The sequence below is a fragment of the Bacillus solitudinis genome, from assembly GCF_002797395.1.
GTDB classification, from domain to species: domain Bacteria; phylum Bacillota; class Bacilli; order Bacillales; family Bacillaceae_D; genus Halalkalibacter_A; species Halalkalibacter_A solitudinis.
This window is the reverse complement of record NZ_KZ454943.1, coordinates 2,229,584-2,252,777: the sequence shown is the minus strand read 5'-3', so window position 1 is coordinate 2,252,777 and position 23,194 is coordinate 2,229,584. Positions and strand designations below refer to the sequence as shown.

General features: G+C 38.0%; 21 protein-coding genes and 2 pseudogenes. 2 read left to right on the top strand and 21 right to left on the bottom strand.

Annotated features, from left to right (window positions below; all coding sequences use genetic code 11):
* Positions 1–18: 18 nt before the first annotated feature.
* From CEF19_RS10790 to CEF19_RS23755, 3 genes and pseudogenes are all read right to left on the bottom strand, one after another.
* Positions 19–1,269, bottom strand: a complete 1,251-nt coding sequence (locus CEF19_RS10790) for a multidrug effflux MFS transporter (RefSeq protein WP_100408284.1) — start codon at positions 1,267–1,269, stop codon at positions 19–21.
* A gap of 263 nt (positions 1,270–1,532) precedes the next feature.
* Positions 1,533–2,228: a CDP-diacylglycerol--serine O-phosphatidyltransferase gene (gene pssA / locus CEF19_RS10785; protein WP_100408283.1), complete on the bottom strand. Its 696-nt coding sequence runs from the start codon at positions 2,226–2,228 to the stop codon at positions 1,533–1,535.
* A 200-nt stretch (positions 2,229–2,428) separates the two neighbouring features.
* A pseudogene (locus tag CEF19_RS23755) lies at positions 2,429–3,354 on the bottom strand (IS3 family transposase); the annotation flags it as partial.
* Positions 3,355–3,652: 298 nt separating this feature from the next.
* On the opposite strand from CEF19_RS23755, the gene CEF19_RS10775 reads away from it, so the two are divergent.
* Positions 3,653–4,354 carry a DUF421 domain-containing protein gene (locus CEF19_RS10775; protein ID WP_100406069.1) on the top strand — a complete coding sequence of 234 codons (702 nt, stop codon included), beginning with the start codon at positions 3,653–3,655 and terminating at the stop codon, positions 4,352–4,354.
* Between the two features lie 76 nt (positions 4,355–4,430).
* Here the strand turns inward: CEF19_RS10775 and CEF19_RS23130 are convergent, their stop codons facing one another.
* From CEF19_RS23130 to CEF19_RS10740, 9 genes and pseudogenes are all read right to left on the bottom strand, one after another.
* Positions 4,431–4,568, bottom strand: a complete 138-nt coding sequence (locus CEF19_RS23130; protein WP_157800931.1) for a hypothetical protein — start codon at positions 4,566–4,568, stop codon at positions 4,431–4,433.
* Positions 4,558–4,707 carry a glycoside hydrolase family 78 protein gene (locus CEF19_RS24430; protein WP_454429350.1) on the bottom strand — a complete coding sequence of 50 codons (150 nt, stop codon included), beginning with the start codon at positions 4,705–4,707 and terminating at the stop codon, positions 4,558–4,560. The genes CEF19_RS23130 and CEF19_RS24430 overlap by 11 nt, the downstream gene beginning before the upstream one ends.
* Before the next feature lie 107 nt (positions 4,708–4,814).
* A pseudogene (locus CEF19_RS10765) lies at positions 4,815–6,404 on the bottom strand (glycoside hydrolase family 3 C-terminal domain-containing protein); the annotation flags it as partial.
* Positions 6,405–6,709: 305 nt separating this feature from the next.
* The gene (locus CEF19_RS23750) at positions 6,710–6,958 is read right to left on the bottom strand and encodes a hypothetical protein (RefSeq protein ID WP_227521967.1); all 249 of its coding nucleotides are present in this window, start codon (positions 6,956–6,958) and stop codon (positions 6,710–6,712) included.
* 11 nt (positions 6,959–6,969) lie between these two features.
* Positions 6,970–7,242 carry a nucleoside hydrolase gene (locus CEF19_RS23745; protein ID WP_227521966.1) on the bottom strand — a complete coding sequence of 91 codons (273 nt, stop codon included), beginning with the start codon at positions 7,240–7,242 and terminating at the stop codon, positions 6,970–6,972.
* A gap of 61 nt (positions 7,243–7,303) precedes the next feature.
* Entirely contained in the window at positions 7,304–8,779 is a 1,476-nt protein-coding gene (gene glpK, locus CEF19_RS10755; protein WP_100406067.1) for a glycerol kinase GlpK, read from the bottom strand.
* Between the two features lie 13 nt (positions 8,780–8,792).
* Entirely contained in the window at positions 8,793–9,758 is a 966-nt protein-coding gene (locus CEF19_RS10750) for a transketolase family protein (RefSeq protein ID WP_100406066.1), read from the bottom strand.
* The gene (locus CEF19_RS10745) at positions 9,755–10,591 is read right to left on the bottom strand and encodes a transketolase (protein ID WP_406565348.1); all 837 of its coding nucleotides are present in this window, start codon (positions 10,589–10,591) and stop codon (positions 9,755–9,757) included. Before CEF19_RS10745 ends, CEF19_RS10750 begins: the two co-directional genes overlap by 4 nt.
* A gap of 14 nt (positions 10,592–10,605) precedes the next feature.
* On the bottom strand, positions 10,606–12,042 hold the full coding sequence (locus CEF19_RS10740; protein ID WP_100406064.1) for an L-fucose/L-arabinose isomerase family protein: 1,437 nt from the start codon (positions 12,040–12,042) through the stop codon (positions 10,606–10,608).
* Between the two features lie 434 nt (positions 12,043–12,476).
* Between CEF19_RS10740 and CEF19_RS10735 the strand changes: the two genes are divergently transcribed.
* Complete coding sequence (locus tag CEF19_RS10735) at positions 12,477–13,547, top strand: LacI family DNA-binding transcriptional regulator (protein ID WP_100406063.1); 1,071 nt, start codon at positions 12,477–12,479, stop codon at positions 13,545–13,547.
* Between the two features lie 275 nt (positions 13,548–13,822).
* On the opposite strand, the gene CEF19_RS10730 is transcribed toward CEF19_RS10735, so the two are convergent.
* The 9 genes from CEF19_RS10730 to CEF19_RS10695 all read right to left on the bottom strand — a co-directional run bounded on the left by CEF19_RS10730 (position 13,823) and on the right by CEF19_RS10695 (position 23,066).
* Positions 13,823–14,755 (bottom strand): sugar ABC transporter substrate-binding protein, encoded by a 933-nt coding sequence (locus tag CEF19_RS10730; protein ID WP_100406062.1) that lies wholly within the window; start codon positions 14,753–14,755, stop codon positions 13,823–13,825.
* A gap of 25 nt (positions 14,756–14,780) precedes the next feature.
* Positions 14,781–15,719, bottom strand: coding sequence for an ABC transporter permease (locus CEF19_RS10725; RefSeq protein WP_227521965.1), 939 nt, complete (start codon positions 15,717–15,719; stop codon positions 14,781–14,783).
* Complete coding sequence (locus tag CEF19_RS10720) at positions 15,712–17,205, bottom strand: sugar ABC transporter ATP-binding protein (RefSeq protein WP_100406061.1); 1,494 nt, start codon at positions 17,203–17,205, stop codon at positions 15,712–15,714. The genes CEF19_RS10725 and CEF19_RS10720 overlap by 8 nt, the downstream gene beginning before the upstream one ends.
* Before the next feature lie 543 nt (positions 17,206–17,748).
* Entirely contained in the window at positions 17,749–17,808 is a 60-nt protein-coding gene (locus tag CEF19_RS23740) for a hypothetical protein (protein WP_264755154.1), read from the bottom strand.
* 194 nt (positions 17,809–18,002) lie between these two features.
* Complete coding sequence (locus tag CEF19_RS10715) at positions 18,003–18,218, bottom strand: fumarylacetoacetate hydrolase family protein (protein ID WP_264755153.1); 216 nt, start codon at positions 18,216–18,218, stop codon at positions 18,003–18,005.
* 432 nt (positions 18,219–18,650) lie between these two features.
* Entirely contained in the window at positions 18,651–19,529 is an 879-nt protein-coding gene (locus CEF19_RS10710; RefSeq protein WP_227521964.1) for a peptidylprolyl isomerase, read from the bottom strand.
* Between the two features lie 24 nt (positions 19,530–19,553).
* On the bottom strand, positions 19,554–20,765 hold the full coding sequence (locus CEF19_RS10705; RefSeq protein ID WP_100406059.1) for a S1C family serine protease: 1,212 nt from the start codon (positions 20,763–20,765) through the stop codon (positions 19,554–19,556).
* Positions 20,766–20,989: 224 nt separating this feature from the next.
* Entirely contained in the window at positions 20,990–22,438 is a 1,449-nt protein-coding gene (locus tag CEF19_RS10700) for a sensor histidine kinase (RefSeq protein WP_227521963.1), read from the bottom strand.
* A complete protein-coding gene (locus tag CEF19_RS10695; protein ID WP_100406058.1) occupies positions 22,389–23,066 on the bottom strand; it encodes a response regulator transcription factor in 678 nt (225 codons plus the stop codon). Before CEF19_RS10695 ends, CEF19_RS10700 begins: the two co-directional genes overlap by 50 nt.
* Between the last annotated feature and the right edge of the window lie 128 nt (positions 23,067–23,194).

The following is a 23,194-nucleotide window of genomic DNA, read 5'->3' as shown; positions in this document are numbered from 1 at the left end:
ACCTTTGGACCATCGATCTTATGTGCTTTGCAGGACTTCGTTTTTCTTTTTCAACTGTACCATTACCAAAAAGACCAAAATCGCGCCAACTTCAGCCAGTAAAATTAAAACAGCCATCGGGAGTGCCGTTCCACTCCCACCGTGCCCTACTATCGGGGCAACTAATGCACCAAATAGAAACGGCATTAACCCGAGAAGAGCAGAGGCACTCCCTGCATTCCCCGCTTGATTTTGCATAGCAAGTGAAAAGCAGGATGGATTTACAAGACCAATACTAGAAACGATAAGGAAGAGACTTACAATGATAAAAGGGAGCCCCGCACTAATCAGAACCACCAGCATAAACAGACTTCCTCCGAATAGACCAATGCCAAGACCAATATATAATAGCATCGTTTCCTTCACCTTACCTGCTAATCTCCCACCAATTTGCGTAGCTAGTATGTAACCAAACCCATTTAAGCCAAAAAGAATACTAAACACCTGAGGAGAGACACCAAAAACCTCTTGATAAACAAAGGACGATCCCGATATGTAAGCAAATAAAGAAGCTGTCATAAGTCCTTGCGTTAGGGCGTACCCCATAAAGATACGGTTTCTACATAAGGAACCAAATATAAGGACCATGTTCTTTAACCCACCCTTTGATTTTCTTTGCTTTGAAAGGGTTTCTGGTAAACTAGTTAATACAATAAGGAATAACCCAATTGAAATAAAAAACAAAGCAATGAATATACCTTGCCAGGGAAAGAAATGTAAGAGTTGTCCGCCAATCACTGGTGCAAAAATAGGCGCCACCCCCATGACTAGAACAACCATCGCATAGTACCTTGTTAATTCGGTACCAGAATATAAATCTCGTATACACGCACGAGAAATGACAAGCCCCGCGGAACCAGCAAATCCTTGAATAAACCGGAATATCACCAATGCCCAAATATTTGGAGCAAACGCACAAAGAATGGAAGCAATTGTATAAACGATGAGCGATAGTAGCAACGGCATACGACGCCCATGGGTATCGCTAAGTGATCCAATAAATAATTGGCCAAATGCTAATCCCAAAAGACATGCTGTTAATGTCAACTGAATCGCAGAGGTAGATGCACCGAATTCCTTTGTCATGATCGGCCAACCTGGTAAATACATATCGATCGTTAAGGGGCCTAATGCTGATAGCGCACCCAAGATGAGAATAATCTTTAGCCTATTAACGCGGCCGTCTGAGGTAATGATTTGTTCACTTTGCAGTTGATTCATTTTTAACATCCCCAACTAAACGCCCCACAGATAAGGAGCGAAGCCCTTATCTGTTAGTGCTTTTTATATTTTAACGTACGTTCATCCGAGATGATCCCACTCCAGTTTAAACCAAAAGCAAATTGGACTCAAAATTTAGCTTTTAATAAAATAGCTTTACGTCAATAAATGCAAACAAAAAAACTCGAAATAAAAACAAGAGCACTGAAAAGGAACAGTCGCCTTTTTCAGTGGCCTCATAAATACAAATCGAGTTCTTCTACTTTGGAATCTTACTCCTCACTGCCCTTATTCTTCCCTCTTACAAAACGATAGGTGACATAGGCAATGTAAAGCGGAGTCGCAATATAAATAAGATAAGGGAATTGGCCATAGGTTCCCCTATATATGAAATAAAGCATACAGCCTAGAAATATTGTGACAATTGTTCCGTACTTTGGAAGAGGAACCTCTTTCAAGCTTGGTATCCTCATCCTACTCACCATTAAAAAGCACATAGCTGTAAAAATAACCGTTGTCACAATATCCGGTAATACGTTCCTGAATAACGTTAATAATGCTAAAATTCCACCTGCTGCGGTAATAGGCACCCCTGTAAAATAGTTCATAGAGGTCTTTGTCGCAGCAATATTAAACCTCGCTAAACGATATGCCCCAAATAACGGGAATAGTCCAGCCACTGCAAACCCTAATAAACCAAATTGAAAGAAGTATGTATAGTAAACAAGAAATGAAGGCGCAATGCCAAAGGTTACGATATCAGCCAAGGAGTCTAGTTCTTTTCCTAGGGCACTATCCGCTTTTAACATTCGTGCTAACCTTCCATCCATACTGTCCAACATCATCCCAATCAAAATTAGAATCGCAGCATTGCTAAATTGACCGTTTGCAGCAAAACCTATCGATAAAAAACCACAATATAAATTACCCAATGTGACCATATTGGGAATACTTTTTGTAAATCGCATAGCATCCTCACACTTTCTTTCATACTCGTTCCCACCATTATACCTTATTTTTCCGTCACCCCACAATTAAGTACTACATCCATAGGTATAACCTTAATCCAAAAACGTAGCCTCTGCTATTTTTTTGGATATCTTTAATACAAAAAAGTTAAAGGCTTGTACTAAACTGTACCCCTCGTAAAAGGACATTTTAAAAAAGGTTATGCCACATGGAGAAGATGATTTCTATATTCAACAGGAGTCACCTTCTTTAAATTCCATTTATATCTAAAATTGTTATATTATGTAAGGTAACTTCTTATTTCTTTTTTAGTTCATCTAAAGAATTACAGGGTTTATAGGTTTCATCCTTAAAGTGACCATAAAAAGACTCTTGTGGATCGTTGTCCCAACAGTTTCCTCTTCTTGACATTGATTGCCCTAATCCTAGTTTTTTTACGTATTTTTGAAATGCGGGACTATAGTATAGTGTCCCCCTGGTCAGAGTGAATAAAGGCTCCTTCTGCAAACTTTACTCGTTTATTCTTCTTTAACTTTACTAATGTATCCGTAACTAAATCTAAAGTCAGTCGATCCGACACGTTATAGGCTAAATTTTCATTACTTGAACTATCTTTAATAGTGGATAAATAAGCCTTTTGACTCTTTCCGTAATAAAGGTAAGTGATGTCAGTGAGCAATACTTTACCTGGAATACCTTGTTTGAATTCTCTGTTTAGTAAATTAGGTAGTACGGAGTGTTCTTGAGTAGCTTTCAACATCTTCTTATAGGGGTTGGCTCTTCTAATAGGGCATACAATGTTGTATTTCTTCATAATTCTTCGGATGCGTTTTAAGTTGTATGTAGTATGAAGTTGTCCTTCTAACGTCATCTAATCTGTCGAGCACCTTTTCTGCGTCGTTTAAAACGAAAAGCTTTTAATATATTTTCTTTTAAGATAAAATCCTTCTTTTCTTGTTCGTCTCTTCTTTTCTGAGATCCTGCGCAAAAATATTTATAATAACCTGAGCGTGATACTCCCGAAATTCCACACAAAAAACTTACCATATTTTTAAAGTGGTACTTTTCTATTACTGAACGAATTAAGAGAAACTTCTGTCCAGCAGAGACTTTTACTTGTTTCCGTTCATCCCCTTTTTGACATTAAATTGTTCTCCGAATCTCTCATTTTTCTCATTATACATAAAAGTACCCTATAGGGCAGACCTTTTATTAGTGTCTACTCTATAGGGTACAGTTTAAAAAAGTAGCCCACATCATATTCAAATCATTATACCTTATATATCACCTATCAAACAATCTATTCCCTTTTGGAGAGAAGGAATAACTAGAGAGCACACCTCATACTTTATTACCAAATAATTTCCTCTCATTTTTTTTCACCTTTTGGAGACAACTAAACTTAAAGGAAAGGTGATACATAATGAATATCGATATGCTTGAGTGGGCGTGGAAATCTGTAATCATTGTCGTAGCAGGTACAATTCTTTTAAGAATCGCTGGGAGAAAATCGATTTCACAAATGACATTAGCCCAAACCGTTATTATGATTGGGATTGGTTCCCTTCTAATTCAACCACTCGCCGGTGAAAATATTTGGTCTACCTTATATGTTGGACTCTTATTAGTTCTAACATTATTACTAATTGAATACGGTCAAATAAAATTTAATACGCTAGAGCAGCTTGTTACAGGAAAAGCAAAAATCCTAATCGAAGACGGAGAAATCAACCTCAACAACCTTAGTAGTGTAAGATTAACCATTGATCAACTCGAAATGCAGTTAAGGGAGAAAAATGTCTCAAACATTAGTGATGTAAAATGGGCGACATTGGAACCCAATGGTCAGCTGGGCTTTCTACTAAAAGAGGAAGCTAGGACGCCAACTAAGAAAGACATTGATGCTCTAAAAAAGGAAATCCAACATTTAAAACAGGCAATCGGGCCGCAAGTACAAGTAAATCAAGATACTAGTTTAACCAACCAGCCTTTTGATCAATTATCAAAACAAATTCGAGAATTGACAACCCAAATTCAACAATTTAGTAAGTCAGATGATAATGATATTTTTCAAGAGGTTAAGAGTGGTGTTCATAAGAAGGCTCCTCCTCAACACTTACAATGAGGAGAATAATACACATTTTGGTTTCCTTAAATAAGGTGCTTAGATTTTTTTCTAAGCACCTTCTATGGCTTGCCTCTTATTTCAGTTTTGTAAGCATCTCCGCTAATTGATTTAATTTTTCTTCGGTCACAAAATTAGCTACAATTGGTGTTTTTGAAAGTTCCCGAAGTGGATTATCTCCATGTTGATTGACGATAATGCTATTACCGGCCAAACCAAGCGACCTCACTTGTTGCTTTGTTTCCAGAATCACCCCAAACGGTAACACGCCAAAAGTAGAGTGTCCGTGATTCAAGCTGAAGGTCAGGTGTATACGCTAAGCTATCGGTCTCTTTTCTTTCTCCGCTATCCAATTTATTTTGAATATGAGGTACCCAAAGAATAATGTTTTGGGTACCTCTTTTTTATCAGTGATGATGAAGATGCATTATCCATGTAAGGAGTAGCCCTTATAATTATGTTAATTTGTTACTTTAGATTTGGCTGCATCATTTAACGCATCTATCATTGCTTGAAGCATTTCCTCCGTAAGAGCACCGTTGCTAAAATTGGATAAAGCACGCAATGGCATATATCTCATCATCGCCGCTAGCATCTCTGCAGCATCGCCTTCCTCTTCACTTGCATTAGCAAATGGACTGCCTTCCTGTGCCTTTGCAAGAAGTTCCTTCGCAAGAGGAGGTATCTTAGGATTTGCAAGTAAATCACCTACCGTTGTGTTACGGTGAACAGCTTGCTCAACCTCTACAGTTGATTCAACATGAACGCTCCCTGTTAGTGAGATGTCCTGAGAATTCCCCCTACTAAAACCTCAAACTCACCACTTTCAACATGCCAATCAGCTAGTTCCACGTTATAGTAAGCAAACGCTCGTTTATCTAACGTAAAGGAAACTGCTTTTTCTTCCCCTGACTGTAATTCCACTTTCTCAAAGCCTTTTAACTCCTTTTCAGGACGGCTGATGCTGCTTGCAACATCCTTCACATACAGCTGAACAACTTCTTTACCAGCTAAAGATCCTGTATTTCTCACGTTCACAGTTACACTCACGGTATCAGTGTCTTTTATTCCACTCGCACTTATCGTTAAGTTACTATACTCAAACGTTGTATAGCTTAATCCGTATCCAAACGGGAACAATGTTTCAACCTTTTTCGTGTCATAGTAACGATATCCAACAAAAATTCCTTCTCGGTATTCCACCTTGTCGCCATCACCTGGGAAGAACAAGTAGGACGGGTTGTCACTTAACTGTTTAGGGAACGTTTCAGCAAGTTTTCCACTCGGGTTCGCATCACCGAATAAAATGTCCGCAATTGCTCCTCCAAGTGCTTGGCCACCTAAGTACCCTTCAAGTACGCCTTTAACTTTATCTAACCACGGCATTTCAATTGGTGCCCCGTTACTTAACACAACAACAATATTTTTATTTACTTCTGCAACTGCTTCAATAAGACGTTGATGGTTTTCTGGAATGTGTAAGTGCATGCGATCATAGCCTTCAGATTCATAACGATCCGGTAACCCAACAAACAAGACGACTGTATCTGCTTTTGAAGCGAGTTCCTTTGCTTCTTCAATTAATGCCTCATCAATTGTATCCTTATCACGGTGATAGCCTTGGGCGTATGAAACATTTGCAGCAGAACCTGCTGATTTTTCAATTTCTTCAACAATGTCCTCAAGCTTTGTCGGCTTAATGTGTGAGCTTCCTCCTCCTTGATAACGTGGAGCTTTCGCAAATTCCCCAATTACCGCAATTTCACCTTCCTTTTTCAATGGAAGAAACTTGTTCTTGTTTTTTAACAAGACCATACTTTCTCTTGCTGTTTCCCTTGCAAGTTGATGATGAGCATCCTTATCATAAGTCAAAACTTGCTAGATAAATTTCGCGCAATGTTCTTTCATCAACAATTGCATCAGTTGACATACGACGATGCTCTTGATTATTCACCGCAAAATGCTTTAATGATGTTCCAACCCCTTGACTCTGTACACCTTTAATATGGTTTGCTGCCATCTCAGAGGAAAGGTATGGATCTTCAGAAAAACTCTTTTACAATTTGCGGATAAATTTTATCTAGTTTCTAGTTACTTCGTTATCCCACAGTTAAAACAATACATTGGCTGTAAGTCGCCAAAAAAAGAAAGGATGCATCATAGGTAAAGTCACCTTATGATGCATCCTCTTCTAGTCATCCATAATGAAGCTTTAACTTTGCATACATGTCTTGTAGGATAAACTTAGAGTCAACGAAATGATACCACCTAACCATTCGTTCTGTTTGGTAATGAACATAGCTCATATCATTCGTAATTCGTGGAGCAGGCTTCATGTCGTAGCCGTATTGGTGATCATCTAACAGTAAACCTACTATCGGAGAATCTCCTAAACCACATTTCTCCTTTTGGCCACCCATCTAGGTCTAGCTGACTAATATCTCGACCTTCTTTTAGCATTTTTCCCTTCATGGCCGGGATGTACTTTTCTGTTATCTCAAAATTAAAATCAATCAGTTGCTGATATAAATAGTTGCCAACTTCACCGTAAGGCCTCACATTAACTGCTAATTCAGCAATGCTCACCCGCATTAGTTTATACACATTTTGTGGAATCACCCATAATGGTATACTGCTCCTTTATAAATGTTCACTTCATCTTTTAAGTTCACGAAATCAAGCACCTTTACAACTTCATCGTAGCTTTCTTGCATCGAATTTTCTGTACGATGCGTACCAAAATGCGCGCCAATTATTCCTTTTATTTTAAAGCGAGGTGTTAATAAAGCGTGTACAATGGCAAATTGGTCATCTGCTTCGTTTTTTGCATCGGTATTAATGATTAACCTTATTTTCTTAGATTCAGGAATATCAAATGGGTGCTTCACAAACCTAACCTCCATAATCAATTGTGAATAATATGTTTACTTGTGGTTAGGGTCCAATAAACTAGACCAAAACACTTTGAACGGACTTTTTCCAACCTTGGTAATATAAAGACCTTAGTTCAGCCTCCATTAGCGGTTTAAAACTTTCTGATTTTTGATTTAAGCTTTTTATCTCTTCCGTTGATTTCCAAATACCTATCCCTAGACCAGCTAAGTATACCGAACCTAAAGAGGATAATTCTGAAACGGTTGAAGCGACAACTTCCATCTTTAGCATATCTGCTTGATATTGCATCAAAAAGCGATTGCTTGTTGCCCCACCATCGACCTTCAACTCTTTTATCTTTATGCCTGACTCAGCTTGCATCAACTCGATAACGTCTCTCACTTGATAGGCAATGCTTTCAAGAGCAGCTCGAATAATTTGAGATTTGCCTGTGTTTCGGTTCATTCCGAGAATAGCAGCTCTTGTATTCGGACTCCAGTAAGGGGCACCGAGTCCAACAAAAGCTGGTACAAGATAGACCCCTTCATTATTTTCTAATGACGCTGCTAGTCCCTCAGTTTCATCCAAATTTGAAATTAACCCTATATCCTCTATCAACCACTTAATCACGTCACCTGTACTATTAATAATTCCTTCAAGTGCATATTCAACTTTTCCATCTATTCCCCATGCAATCGATGTTACTAAACCATTGGTTCCATTAACACATTCACCTGTATGCAACATAACCGATGTTCCTGTACCATACGTTGCCTTTGCCATTCCAGGCTCAAAGCACTTTTGCCCAAAAAGGGCTCCTTGTGAATCTCCAACCACCCCTGATATCGATAATCCTTTCACAAAAATGGTTTGATCTTCTACCAAACCAAAAGTATCATTTGAGCTTCTCACCTCTGGTAGCATCGAGTGTGGGATACCGAAAATATCAAGTAGCTCCTGGTCCCACTCAAGTGTATGAATATTGAAAAGGAGCGTTCTACTCGCATTTGAAAAGTCAGTCGCATGGACTTTCCCATCTGTAAGCTTCCAAATTAACCAACTATCAATTGTTCCGAGAAGAAGATCTCCTTGCGTTGCTTTCTGTTTTGCTCGCTCCACATGTTCTAATATCCACTTCACTTTTGAAGCAGAGAAATAGGGATCAATGGTTAAACCCGTTTTCGATTGAACCGTTGCTTCGTGACCTTGTTCCTTTAACTTTAAGCAAATATCTGTTGTTCGTCGACATTGCCAAACGATGGCGTTATAAATCGGCATCCCTGTGTTTTTATCCCATACGACAACAGTTTCACGTTGATTCGTTATTGCTAGTACTGCAATGTTATCGAGGCTTGTTGCTTTTACCACTTCATTCATAAGTCTGGTTACATTATCATATATCTCATCCGGGCTATGCTCGACCCAGCCCGAATGAGGATAATATTGTTTATGGCTTTCCGCTTGCTTATGAATTATCTTCCCATCTTCATTAACAAGTAATGCTTTTGTTCCTGATGTACTTTGATCTATGGCGAGGATATGTTTTTTCATAAGCTCCCCTCCATTATTTATTTACGATTTGCATTGCAATCTTTTTCACATTTTCAACGTTAAGACCATAATGTTCAAATACTTCCGCCGTATTTCCTGTCACTGCAGGCTCATCGGGAATTCCAATAATTTTCATAGGTACTGGATGCGTTTGTGTAACAACCTCTGCCACCGCTGCTCCTAATCCACCATGAATACTATGCTCTTCAATTGTAATGATTCCCCCAGTTTCAGTAGCAGCCCTCACAATTGCTTCCTCATCAAGCGGCTTAATCGTATGCATATTCAAGACACGACAGTTGATGCCTTCTTGTGTAAGAGCGTCCGCTGTATCTAGTGCTATTCGAACCGTTTCACCTGTTGCAATAATCGTAAGATCATTTCCATCTTTCATTGTGACCGCTTTTCCAATTTCAAAATCATAGTCATCTGAAGTATATGAATCTTCCACAGGATTGCGACCAATGCGAACGTACACAGGTCTCTTGTGATTCACTAAAGCCTCAATCATCTTTTTTGCTTCATGACGATCCGCTGGCATCATCACGTCTAAGCCTGGAATTGCACGAGTGACAGCCAAATCTTGAAGAGAATGATGTGACATTCCAAGAGCACCATAGCTTACCCCTCCACTAATCCCAATCAACTTCACATTGGTTTGTGAATAGGCCACATCGACCTTGATTTGCTCGATACTTCTCATACTTAAGAAGCAAGCTGGCGAGGCAACAAATGGTTTTTTACCAGAATGAGCAAGCCCTGAAGCCATACCGACAATATTTTGCTCAGCTATGCCAACTTCTACGATTTGATTGGGTAATTCTTCTCCAAACTGAACCATAGATGCCGATCCTCTCGAGTCACTAGTCAGAACTAAAATATCTCTATCCTTTTTCGCTAAATCTAATAATGTATCACTAATCGCTTTTCGATTGGCGACTTTATTCCCTGTAGAAGGCTTTAGGGCAACATTTCTCATAGTAATACCTCCATTTGTTTTGACAGTTCCTCCATTGCTAGCTCAAACTCTTCTTTGGTAGGTACTTTATGATGCCACCCTACTTGGTTCTCAGAAAATGAGACTCCCTTTCCTTTCACAGTATTTGCTATCACCATTGTTGGCTTTCCACTTTTTGCTGGGATGTTCGTGAAGATCTCAACAAGCGCTTCAATATCATTTCCGTCGACTTCTACAACTTCCCAACCGAAGCTTCTCCATTTATCACCAAGCGGCTCAATTCCCATGACATCTTCTGTTCCCGCTGTAATTTGGAGACGGTTTCGATCGATAATCGCTACTAAATTATCAAGCTCGTATTGCGAAGCAGCCATGGCTCCTTCCCATACAGAACCTTCCGCTTGTTCCCCGTCGCCCATTAACGTATATACCTTATAAGACTTTCCGTCTAATTTCGCGGCAAGAGCCATCCCTACTGAAATCGGTAAACCATGCCCTAATGCACCGGTATTCATCTCAACTCCAGCAACCTTATTGTTCGGATGACCTATCAATCTTGAGTTAAACTTTGAGAAGGTTTTTAGCTCTTCTTTAGGAAAGAATCCTTTGTCTGCTAAAATCGCCCAATATGACTCCACCGAGTGCCCTTTACTTTGTACGTAACGATCCCGATTCTCCCACTTTGGATTGGCAGGGTCGATGTTCATAATTTTATAGTATAGAACCGTTAAGATATCTGTATTTGATAAGGAACCACCTGTATGTCCTGTCTTTGCTTCATAAATCATTGTTATTAAGTCTCTGCGGATATCAATGGCTTTTCGTTTTAAGAAAGAAATTTCTTCATTCATCATTATTACCTCCATTCTTACTTGTTAAGGTCACTACCACGAATCCAAGCTCTAATTTCACTTTCTGTTGGGTCAACTGGATCTGGTGTTAATCCAGGAATATATTCACACGCCTCAAACAATACTGGAACAACATTTGCATGAATACCTACTGAATGGTGAATATAAGGACCTTTTACTAGCTTCTCTTCCCAAAGTGGCCAATCATTTACTTCGACCCAAACATACGAGCCACGTGAAAATGGACCTTCAATTCCTTTAGCCTTACCGAGGAAAATAGAATATTCACCATGATCTCCATCAAATCGAGCTAAGGTCATAGCCCCACCCTTTATTTCACCTTCATGCGTTCCTGGTGAATGGTCTTCAAACAAGAAGTGCTTATTAAGTTTCGGTTTTTCTCCGACACTTAACGATACCGGGAAGTTTCCGCAATGGAATAACAACTCACCGTTTGGATTCTCAGGGTGACGTATTGTAATATCCGCGAAGAAAGTTGGTTCTGTATTTAATGTCGCTGCTTGAACCATAATAGATGTAATCGCCCCGTGGATATCCGTTTCACAGGTTACTGGAATCTGCTCATCTGTTAAAATGGCATTTGCAAGACAGGGCATAATACCAATGATGTCTTGTAAGGTTGACCAACACTGAATCGCAATCGCCGTACTTCCCGTTTCTTGTGCATATCGCTTCATCGCAACTTTTAGAGAAGCAATACGTCGAACGTTTTCCTCTGTTACGGCACTCCAATCTAATGTCTTCTTAATGTATTGAATGGCTTCACCGAGTTCTGAACTATCAGACTTTTCAATTGCCAACGTCTTCTTTTTAATGTCCTCGAGCGTGATTGGATGAACTTGAATGCCAAATCTCTCTAACAGTTCACCTTCATTGCAAATAACTGACCAGAAATCTGAAGGTCTAGTTGAAATTTGCAAGACTCGTAGACTGTTAAAATGCTTTACGACATTTGCTGCACCTATGAAGTTTTTGAAGCCTCTTTCAAAAACAGGGTCATCAACACGACAGTTTGTAATATATGAGAATTTTACATTAAAGCGACGTAACACTTTACCGGTTGCAAATAACCCACACTGCGTATCACGAAGACGCATTCCATCTTCTAATGGCGCTTCATCTCGTGGTCCCCATAGCAACACAGGCTTACCAATCGCTTTTGCAATTCGAGCCACAATATCTTCCGTTCCAAAGTTACAATGAGGAACAAACAAGGCATTAACACCCGCATCTTGAAAGCGCTTAATGACAGCAGCTTCTTCAGAACGTTCATATAAAAGTCCTTCGTCATTAATCCCTTCTAAATCAACAATCTCCATAGGTAAGCCAAAACTCTTTATTTTTTCAAGAATAAGCTGTTTATACTTGTTCGCATCCTCTTTACTAAAAACAAAACGACGTGTCGGTGCAAAACCGAGTTTGATTTTTTCCATTTAAAAACCTCCTATATAAGTTAAATAAAATTTCTACCTTAATTGAAAAGTCTCCCGAAAAAAATTTAGTTAATATTATTAACTTTCTATTTTTAATATATCAACACACATAAACACAGTCAATCAATTAAACTAAATATTTTTAAAAATACATAAAAAAGTTTATAAACTTTAAAACAATTACAACCGAAGATAGTTTCTTTACTTATAAAGGGAACCGCTATAATCTTCTTCTTTTAACTCAATCATAAATTTCTTTATTTATAGTGCGTTGAACACTCCCCTTATAACAAAAACTAAAACTTATAAAATATTTTAGTCTTTTTATCTCAATTTGTTGTTATAACCACTCCCCTGTTGTAAAATAATAATAGTTACTCAATTGAAATCAGCAGTTTATTGATGGATATTAAGCATAAGGAAGCGGTGTTACTATGAAAATTAAAGATATAGCAGAACTTGCCAATGTTTCTAAATCTGCTGTCTCCCTCGCTCTTAATGGTAAACCCGGTATCAGCGACGCGACGCGAGAAAAGATATTAAAAATAACAAAAGAACATGGTTATACCTCTCGTTCATTAATGAAAACAGAAGATGCACAACCGACTTCTAATAAATTGTTACGCTTTGTTGCTTGCACAAATGTGGGGATTGTTTCTGAGAAATATGAGAATTTACCTTTTTTTATGGAATTATTGCGTAGCATCGATGAGAACATTCGCTCTAGGGGTTATTCGTTAACAGTCTCCTCAATAAATTACGATTCTTTTAATAGTGAAATTAATACTTTAGAAGAGGAACAACAATCTGATGGTATCATCTTATTAGGGACCAATTTAAACCAAGAACAAATTCACTACATTGCCCAAAGACAATCAAACCTTGTCGTTATTGATACGTGTTTCGAAACAATGAATGTAGATTTTATTGTTATGAACAATCTGTTGGGAGCTTACGATGCGGCAAAGTATCTTTTGGAAAAAGGCCATTCAAAGATTGGTTATGTAGAATCAACAACACGATTTTATAATTTCGATATGCGTAAGCAAGGTTTTAACTTAGCTTTATCCGAACAAGGCGTCTCTATTGACAAGAAACATAACTATTCAATACCGCCTACAGATGTTACTCCGCAAGATTTATTTAAACAAAACATAACGAAAGATATAGACGACCTTCCTACCGCTTTATTTTGTGAATGTGATTATATGGCGATAAGTGTCATTAAATCATTAACTGATTTAGGGATTCGCGTTCCTCATGATATTTCAATTGTTGGATTTGACAACATTTGGGAATCGCAAATTATTCATCCTGAGCTTACAACGATTAATGTCAAGAAGGACCGAATTGCCTCTCTTGCAGTTGAGAGACTTATTCAAAATATAGAGAACACAAGCAAAGACCGGATAAAACTGTTTGTCGATACTGAATTAGTTGAGAGAAATTCGACACAGCCTTTAGTGGAAACAGAGCAAGATACCACACCACAAGTTAGAAAATAAAAGCTGCGTACCGGCCTTTTCTTAGAGGCACTCAAATCTCCACCTAAAAAATTTTACCTACCGAATTCACCTTTTATTAATAGAAAAACATCCCTTTAAAAGAGGCCACTGAAAAAGGTCGGTATTCACCTTTTCCAGTGGCCTCTTCAGCAATGAGTGGAAACGCTTTGTTTTAAGCCCGTTAGAGCGTGTTTTTCATAGCGGGCGTGTGTCGATCGGAGCCATTGCCACTTCTTTGAGGAACTAAAAGTGTTTGGTTTTTACTTTTTCAATGGCTATTTACTTTCTGACATGTAGACATCGACCAACACATGTTCCTCAGGTTTTGTTCCATTTTCTATAAACTCATGCACGTAATTCACTGCCTCAGATCCAATAAATTCAAAATCTTGTACTGCAGTTGCAGACATTTCGCCCGTTTCTATTAAGTCAAACGCTTCTTTCGCTCCGTCAAAACCGATAATTATAATTCCATCATTTTGTCGTCCTGCCGTTTCAATTGCACGAGCAACTCCAACTGCCATCGTATCATTTTGAGCAAACACAACGTCAATATCATCATGTTTAGCCAAGAAGTCGGACATTGCTGCTTCTGCAGGAGCCATCGAAAAGTCACCTACAGCAGTATCTATCATCTCAAATTTACTATTCGGATTTTCTGATGGATCAATAACACTTAAGAAACCACCACCACGTTCACGTTGCGGCGCTGTTCCCATAACACCCTCGATATGAATCACTTTTCCACCTTCAGGCATCTTCTCCTCTAACCATTCCCCAACAAGCTGACCACCTTTTAAGTTGTCTGTTACTAAATACGATAAAACACCCTCAACATCTACAGATCTGTCAACAGTAACTACAGGAATATCTTGTGCTATTGCGTCTCTTAGCGCATTAGCCGTTGATGATTCATCTGCTGGATTAATAACAATTGCACTTACGCCTTGTTGAATAGCATCTTCAATTTGTGATGGTTGTCTCGAAGCATCATTTTGTCCATCATAAACTAATACCTCATATCCCAGTTCCTCTCCCTGCTTAACAACAGCGTCTCGAAGAACATGAAAGAAAGGGTTACCTAAATCAGCCATCAATAAGGCCATTTTCTCTTTATCTGGACTCTCCCCTTCACCGCTAGTTTGACTACCACAGCCTGTCATAATAAGTAGAGATAAAGTAAATAATACAAAAACAAACTTTTTCATTTTTGTTCCTCCCCGGACATTTTATTTATCTAGCACTCTTACGATCAAGTAAAATCGCAAGCAGAATAACTAGCCCTTTTATAAATTGCTGATAAAATGCTGAGACACCAATAATATTTAATCCGTTATTTAACACTCCAATTATGAGTACACCGATAAACGTGCCGAACAATCTTCCTCTGCCTCCAGACAAACTCGTACCACCTATAACCACTGCTGCAATTGCGTCTAACTCAAAGCCAATACCAGCAGTCGGCTGAGCAGAACTTAAACGCGAGGTCAAAATAACTCCAGCTAAGGCAGACATCGTTCCACTTATGACATAGACTAAGGTCTTAATTCTATTTGTCGGAAGCGATGATAGTCTTGCAACTTCTTCATTTCCGCCGATGGCATAAACGCCTCGACCAAAAACCGTATTTTGAAGAAGAATAAGCAATATGATAAAAGTAACAATTAAAACTAGCATTGGAAAAGGTAATCCTATGATACTTCCCTGACTGAAAAAGTCTAATAATGGAGCTTCTTTTGTTACTCCCATAGCTGGTATACCGTCTGAGATGATCATTGTTATACCACCAAACATTGTCATCGTTGCAAGCGTAACAATAAATGCTTGAAGCTTCATTTTTGAAATCATGAATCCATTAAACCAGCCAAGCAAAGCACCTATAAACAAAACAGTTAGAATGGAAACTAATTCAGGCATCCCTCCCATAATCATTAATCCTAAAATCATTCCGCATAACCCAAGTATGGCTCCAACGGATAAATCAATTCCTCCTGTGAGAATAACAAATGTCATCCCAAAAGCGATAAGACCATTAATTGATACTTGACGGAAAACATTTAAAATATTATACATCGTTAAAAATTTAGGGTTTATCAAAGCCACTATAATAACTAGAGATAGTAATACAATGAACGTCCCGTATTTCTTATAAATTTCCCACAGCTTACTCAACTCCTATCCCTCCAACTGTCGCATATTCCATGACTTTCTCCTGGGATGCATTTTCTCTGTTTAGTATCTTCACTAATTTTTTCTCATTCATTATCGCTATTCGATCGCAAATTCCCATCACCTCTGGAAGCTCACTTGAGACGACAATAATCGCAACCCCTTCCTTCTTTAACTGATTAATAATTTCATAAATTTCTTTTTTAGCACCAACATCTACACCTCTTGTCGGTTCATCTAAAATTAATATTTTTGGCTTCGTAATCAACCATTTAGCAATAACAATTTTTTGCTGATTTCCGCCACTTAACTTTCCGACTGGAATGACTTGACTCGCTGTACGCACCTTTAATTTTGTTATATATTCATCAACTAAACTCGTAATTTTTCCTTCAGTGATAATCTTTCTCTTAGTAAGCGATTTCAAATAAGGTAATATTGTATTTTCACGAACAGAAAAATCAAGAATCAAGCCTTCATTCTTCCTATCTTCAGTAATAAAACCTAAACCTACTTTTTTTGAATGGATAGGAGAACTGATTTTTATTTCCTTACCATAAATAGAAATAGAACCTGTGTCATAGGGCGTACTACCGAAAATTGCATGCATTACATCTGTTCTACCAGACCCCATTAATCCCGAAAACCCAAGAACCTCACCCTGCTTCACCTCAAAACTAACATTCACAAACTTCCCCTTTTTAGTTAAGTTGCTAACTGATAAAATCGTGTCACCTGGCTCCACTTCCACGCGAGGAAAGCGATCATCTAAATCATAACCAACCATCATGCTAACAATCTCTTCAAACGTCGTATCTTTTGCTGCTTTCTGACCAATAAATTTGCCATCCCTCATGACTGTAATCTCATCACAAATTTTAAAAATTTCTTCCATTCGGTGAGAAATATAAATAAAGGACACTCCTTTTACCTTTAGTTGCTTAATAATACTAAACAATAAATCTATTTCTTTATCTGATAATGCAGCCGTTGGTTCGTCCATTATAATTAACTCAGCATCCATCAAAAGCGCTTTTGCAATTTCAACTAACTGTTGACTCCCAACAGAAATATCTTTCACACGCATAGTTGGATCGATGTTCAGGCCTAGTAGCATTAGTTTTTCTCTAGCTAGGTGAATCATTGTCTTTTTATCTAGGAAACCAATCCTCGTCTTTAATTCCTTCCCCAGAAACATATTATCTACGATACTCATATCATCTAGAACATTTAATTCTTGATGGATAAAAGCTATCCTGAGATTTTCACTATCTTTAATCGTGTTCATATCCTTAGACTCATTATTAATGAGGATGTTTCCAGCATCCTTTGAATAGACTCCCGTTAGGATTTTCATAAGTGTTGATTTTCCCGCACCATTCTCTCCCATTAGAGCATGAACTTCCTTTTCCTTGACGTGAATACCCGCTTGGTTCAACACTTGTACGGATCCAAAACTTTTAGTGATTCCTGACATTTTTAACTCCATTAACTGCACCCCCTTTAATGCATATGTTTATACCACCAAGTAATAAAACGCTTACATATTAAAATTCCCCAAAATCGCTTAAAATTGTTAAGCATATCAAAACTCATTTACTAAAAAAATTTATAATGGTCTACACGCAAGAATCCTATTATTTTCACAAGCAAACACTTATCAAGAATATTTGGTAACCTTTACCTTTATTTTGATTATAATTTATAGATTTTTTAACGTCAACGAAATTTTTTTAATTAAATATAAACTTTTTTATATAGGTACCTTAAATTTATGGTTTTTACTTTATTAATTTTATATTTTACCCCCCTCATTAATTTAGTTAGTTTCTTACACCTACTAAATCAACAATCATCCTATTCAATTTCTGTTAAAGCCTTATAAATGTATGGCTCTTATTAGTATAAAGACGATAAGGTAGTTGTTCTTATTATTATAGTTTTGAATGAATATAATATGTCTGTTAGATGAGTCTTCATTGAAATCAAAAAAACTTCAATCTACTTTTAAAAATAGATTGAAGTTTTTTAGTTAAATTTTAGTTATTCGAACAGCCATATACTGTTTTCCTGGCAGGTCAATATGAAACAATCCCTCGTACGTTCCTGCGCATTCCTTAATTGTTATATTCCATGTATAATGATTTCCACTTTAAACTTTATGTCTGGGTTCATAAAAGAAGAGTATTGTATTCTTGGCAAAAGACTCCTCTTTTTTATATCAATTTAGCAACCAATTAAGTTATATAATGTATTGAACTTTGTAGATTAGCGAAATAAGTTATCCTATAGCTCTTCCTTAATAAAATAATTCGTTAGTGAACCGACTATTTCAATTTCGACCGTTACTTCGTCTCCTGCCTTCAAGTAAATTTGCTCATCTTTAGGCAAACCGAGTATCACGCCTTCTGGTGTCCCCGTTAAAATGATATCCCCTGGCATAGAGTGGGCAACCCTTTGAGTATTTACTAGATAATTTATGGCAACACTTAATATAAATATTGTAAGGACTGATTTTTATGGATGGAGAAGGAAATATTTTCAAAGGATTGTTATGGGGAGGTTTACTAAGTATACCTTTATGGGGTGGCATTATTTTCCTAATAAGGCAATTATTCACCTAGGAAAGCGCAGTTGTTTGAACATTAATGGGCGGAGTCGCTACATCTTTTAAAAGCCTTACGATGAAGAGGCCACTGAAAAAAAGGGTGCTTTTCCTTTTTCAGTGGCCTCTTAGTAATGCGCGGAGCCGTTTGCCCGGTTTTGAAAAGCCTTGCTATGAGTGGTTTTTTCATAGCAAGGCGCGCAACGAGTGAAGCCATTACTGCTTCCTCGAAATGCTTTCAAAGGGTTTTCTCATCTTAAGGCGAGTAGTGAACGAACCCATCGTCATATCCTTTTATGCTTTTGAGACAACCCTATGTTTTAGTTAACTTATAAGCTGTATTCAATTTCACGTGTTTCTTTCATTTCACTAAGCCAAACTTCGTATTCTTTTTGCACTTTTTCTTCAAATAATATATCTTCAATTTCTGCTTTATGATCCTCATAGTTTGCTTCTGTTGCTTCTACATGTTCGGCTACTTTGATAATATGATAACCAAATTCTGTTTGCACAGGACCGCTTATTTCGCCAAGGTCTAATGAAAAGGCAACTTCTTCAAAGGCTTCAGCCATCGTCCCCCTTGTAAAGTAACCCAAATCGCCACCGACTTCATGATTAGCCGTATCTATAGAATATGACTTGGCAATTTCATTAAAATCTTCACCTTCTTCTAATTTTTCTATTACCTCCTCTGCTGTTTTTTCATCTTCAACAAGGATATGACTAGCCTTCACCTGTTCCTCTTCGGCAAAGGAATATTCGTATTCAGAGAAATAAGCAAGCATCTCTTCTTCAGATATTGTAATACGGGGTTTAAGAAGTTTTTCTAGTAGGAGATACTTTTTGGCATCATCTTCTACTTTATCTATCTTTACACCACTTGACTCAAGAATTTCTAGAAACGCTTCCTCCCCTCCATATGATTCAACATACTGTGCCAATTCATTTTCTATTTCTTGCTTAGATATTGTTATACCTTCTTTCCTTGCTTCCTGTTCAATAATCTTATCTGTAACGAGTATTTCCAAAGCATCAGTGCCGTACCATTCAACCAATTGATTTGTTAGCTGTTTTCTACTTATTGTTTCGCCATTTACTTGTGCCACAATCTCTTTTGAGTTAAAAGCTGCGATAATAATCACAGTAAGTACGAACAAGGCAGCCATCGCAAAGAAAATATTCTTTTTTTGTTTCATTACTTTTGTCACTGAATTCTCACCTTTCAAACTTCTTTATTCCGAGACATGACTACTTTTCAACATCACTTTCATCGTTAAAGGTTGGTTTTCACGATAAATGTGAAGTTCAATTTCATCCCCTATCTCCCGTTCAGAATAAAGATACTTTCTTAAGTCACTTGCATCTTCAATTTGTGTGCCATCAATAGAAGTAATTATATCCTCTACCTGCAAACCTGCTTCGGCCGCTGAAGAATTAGGGTCAACGTTTGTAATCAGGACACCATTTGTAATTTCTGCTGATAAATTTTGACGATAATATTGAGGGACTTCTTCTAAACCCGCTAACCCGACACCGATGTACGGACGCTCGATTTGTCCATGTTCAATAATCTCATTAATTATCGGCAGAAGCTCATTACTTGGAATTGCAAATCCTAATCCCTCTACGCCATTTTCTGAGATTTTTAAACTATTAATTCCAATAACCTGACCTTGAGTATTAATTAACGCTCCTCCACTATTTCCAGGGTTAATTGCTGCATCTGTTTGGATAACATCAAGCTCCCATTCTCCCGCAGATGTCGAAACATTAATTGTTCGATCGACCCCACTAACTATTCCCTGTGTAACCGTTCTTGATAAATCAAGACCTAATGGGTTTCCAATTGCTAGAACCGTATCACCTGATCTAAGCTGCGAGGAATCACCAAATGCTAAAGTGGCAGTTACATGTTCTGGATTGATTTTTAAAACGGCTAAGTCTGTAAGTGCATCCGATCCAATAAGCTCAGCCTTCACCTTTTCGCCATTATAAAGTGATACTTCGATATCTGTAGCCCCTTCAATCACATGATGGTTTGTAACAATGAAGGCACCCTCCTCCCTTTTATCAAAAATGACTCCCGAACCCATACCACTTTCTACACTTTCCATCGTTTGACTAAATCGATTATTTTGTTGTTGTACATTCACAATCCCCACAATCGCTGGGGAGGAAGCTTCAACAATATCCGCTACCGAGTTAGTCGTTGCGGTTGATGTTTGTTGAAATGACAAGGAACTATTCGACTGATTCACTTCAGCAACACCCTCATTTGTAAGGAGATTATGATAATAATCCGTATAAGGAACCACAGATAAAGTAAGTGCTGAGCCAATGACACCAGCTGTAAGCGTTAAGAAGAAGCTTTTTGTTTTAGACTTCTTCTCTTTTCTTCGTTTTATTTTTTCATAATCAATAATTTCCAGATTATTATGTTCCATGTTGTTTATCCCTCCGGTTTGTAGTTAATAAATAGTACTGCTTGGTTATTACTTTAAAGGACCAATGTGTCAGGAAGATGTCGAGCTTTAAAACTTGATAAAAGATTTTTAACCATATAAAAAAGGGTATCCCAAAGGCTATAATAACCTTTGAGATACCCTATAAATGGCAAGGTTTACTACAACCTTGAAGCGACCACTCTGTTAGAAGCTGGTGTTGTAATCTATTCGTCTTTAACCGGAAGTGTCACCCGAAAAGTTGTTCCTTCTTCAGAACTTCCCTTTAAAACAAGATCCCCCCCTAAAGCTTGTGCAATCATTTTACTTAACGGTAAACCAAGTCCGAGTCCGCGCACTTTATACTTCTTGTTTTCACCTCGATAAAACCGTTCGAAAACCAACCCTTGTTCCTCTTCAGGAATCCCTCGTCCATTATCCTTAACGTCTATTGCAACGCTATCCTTAAGCTTCACTAACGTCATACTAATTGTTCCCTTGCCTTCAATTGCTTGCTTTGCATTCCCGAGTAAATTAACAATAATTTGTTGCAATCTTACCGAATCTATTTGAACGAAACAATCTTCAGATAGGTCATTGAACTGATATGAAATTGAGCCATCCTGTACAATTTCCCATTCATAAAGCATTTCCCTCATAAAGTCATTTAGCTCGTGTTCTTCCCGAATAATCGGCAGCTTATTGGCAGCAAAGGAGTTAAAAGCGAGTAAATCCTCAACCATCTTCTGCATTTTTGCTGTTTCTTTTAAGGAAATTGCTAAAAATTCTTTTGCCTCCTCTCCAGAGACAACATCATCTTTAATCGCTTGTAATAAACCACTAATTGATGTAACTGGTGTTTTCAACTCATGTGTTACACCAGCTAAGAGCTCTGTTCTAAGTGTTTCTAATTGCTGTAGACGACTCGCCATTTCCTTAAAAGAATGAACGAGCTCGTATACTTCCTGTTCCTTTGAGTTGTCAGACAATTGAATATTATAATTACCTTCCTGAATTTCTTTTGCTGCAACAACCACGTCTTTAATCGGAGACGACAGCTTCTTTGAAAGGAAGTATATGGCAGCCCAGCCTAGTAAAGCAAGGCTTGCTAACATAATTAACAGAAGCTTATATTCTTGATTAACAGTTCTTATTTCTGCTTCAGGTTGAATAATTACCACCCAGCCAAAGAGAACACCTTCAGCTTGAATCGGTGCCTTAACCACGTAATAACGGTCACGGCTTTCATTATCAAGCTGAATTCGTTGCACCTGTTCTTCAGCCTCCAATATGGATAAATAAATAGACTGTAGGCGCATTTTACCTGCCATCCGGTTCGCCGATAAAATCCTACCTTGTGTATTCACAATAAAGGTACTTCTTTCTAATTGTTGACGTTTGAGAAATTCAAGGTCTTCCTCGCTTGGTCCCCATCTTTCTTCAGTGTTATTAACCATCCGACTCGCAAGCTGCTCGGCCATAAAGACAGTCAAATCAAGACGGTGCTCGATCGTGGTATGCCGGATCCAAAGCGCTGAAGCGATTGCTACTACCGCCAACCCTATTAGTAATGTTATTAAATAACGCGTCGTCCAATATCGTAAAAGAGACATCCGCTTTCTACTATTAATAGACACAGAGTTGATACCCCAATCCTCGTAAAGTTTTGATTTCACCTTCTGTACTTGTCCACCCAAGGAGCGATTTTCTAATTCGTTTGATTGCTAAATCGACTGCTCGATCCGTTCCGTTATAATCCATCCCCCAGACTTGGTCGATTAGCTGTTCACGGGTAAATGTTTGATTTGGGTGTTTAGCCAAAAATAATAATAAGGATAAATCCCTTGGCGTCAACTCAACATCGCGTCCATTTAGTGTCACCCGATGCGCTTTGAAGTCCACAATTAAATGCCCAAACCTTTTAACATCACCATCTTCAAGTGTAGATGCTCTTCTCAAAACCGCATTCACTCTTGCCACAACCTCATCTCCAATAAACGGTTTAGACATATAATCATCCGCTCCACCATTTAAGCCAGATAATCGGTAACTAACATCATCTAAAGCCGTTAGCATAATCACAGGACAGGAACTGTGTTGACGGATGTCCTTTAGAATCGACCAACCGTCTTTACCAGGAAGCATCACATCTAACAAAACAAGTGATGGCTGCATGCGCAGAAAGGCCGCAAGTGCAAGATTTCCATCAAATACTTGCTCTACCTCATAGTTCGCTTTCTTTAGATAAGCTTTTAACACCTGACTAATTGCGATTTCATCTTCTACGACTAAAACCGTCTTCACCACCATCATCCCCTACATAAACTTTCAAATAAACTATACATTCACTATATCATTTTTTCATGTCAGCTAGACGTCAAAAGAGGAGCCATTGCCATTGGCAAGAAGCTCCTCTTTTAAATAACTACATT

Bases quoted from the DNA above. Each gene is read 5' to 3' on its own strand.
- CEF19_RS10790 (WP_100408284.1), bottom strand. From the start codon at position 1,269: ATGTTAAAAATGAATCAACTGCAAAGTGAACAAATCATTACCTCAGAC.
- CEF19_RS10720 (WP_100406061.1), bottom strand. From the start codon at position 17,205: ATGGAGTTAAAAATGTCAGGAATCACTAAAAGTTTTGGATCCGTACAA.
- CEF19_RS10735 (WP_100406063.1), top strand. From the start codon at position 12,477: ATGAAAATTAAAGATATAGCAGAACTTGCCAATGTTTCTAAATCTGCT.
- CEF19_RS10745 (WP_406565348.1), bottom strand. From the start codon at position 10,591: ATGATGAATGAAGAAATTTCTTTCTTAAAACGAAAAGCCATTGATATC.
- CEF19_RS10750 (WP_100406066.1), bottom strand. From the start codon at position 9,758: ATGAGAAATGTTGCCCTAAAGCCTTCTACAGGGAATAAAGTCGCCAAT.
- glpK (WP_100406067.1), bottom strand. From the start codon at position 8,779: ATGAAAAAACATATCCTCGCCATAGATCAAAGTACATCAGGAACAAAA.
- CEF19_RS10730 (WP_100406062.1), bottom strand. From the start codon at position 14,755: ATGAAAAAGTTTGTTTTTGTATTATTTACTTTATCTCTACTTATTATG.
- pssA (WP_100408283.1), bottom strand. From the start codon at position 2,228: ATGCGATTTACAAAAAGTATTCCCAATATGGTCACATTGGGTAATTTA.
- CEF19_RS10705 (WP_100406059.1), bottom strand. From the start codon at position 20,765: ATGGAACATAATAATCTGGAAATTATTGATTATGAAAAAATAAAACGA.
- CEF19_RS10740 (WP_100406064.1), bottom strand. From the start codon at position 12,042: ATGGAAAAAATCAAACTCGGTTTTGCACCGACACGTCGTTTTGTTTTT.
- CEF19_RS10775 (WP_100406069.1), top strand. From the start codon at position 3,653: ATGAATATCGATATGCTTGAGTGGGCGTGGAAATCTGTAATCATTGTC.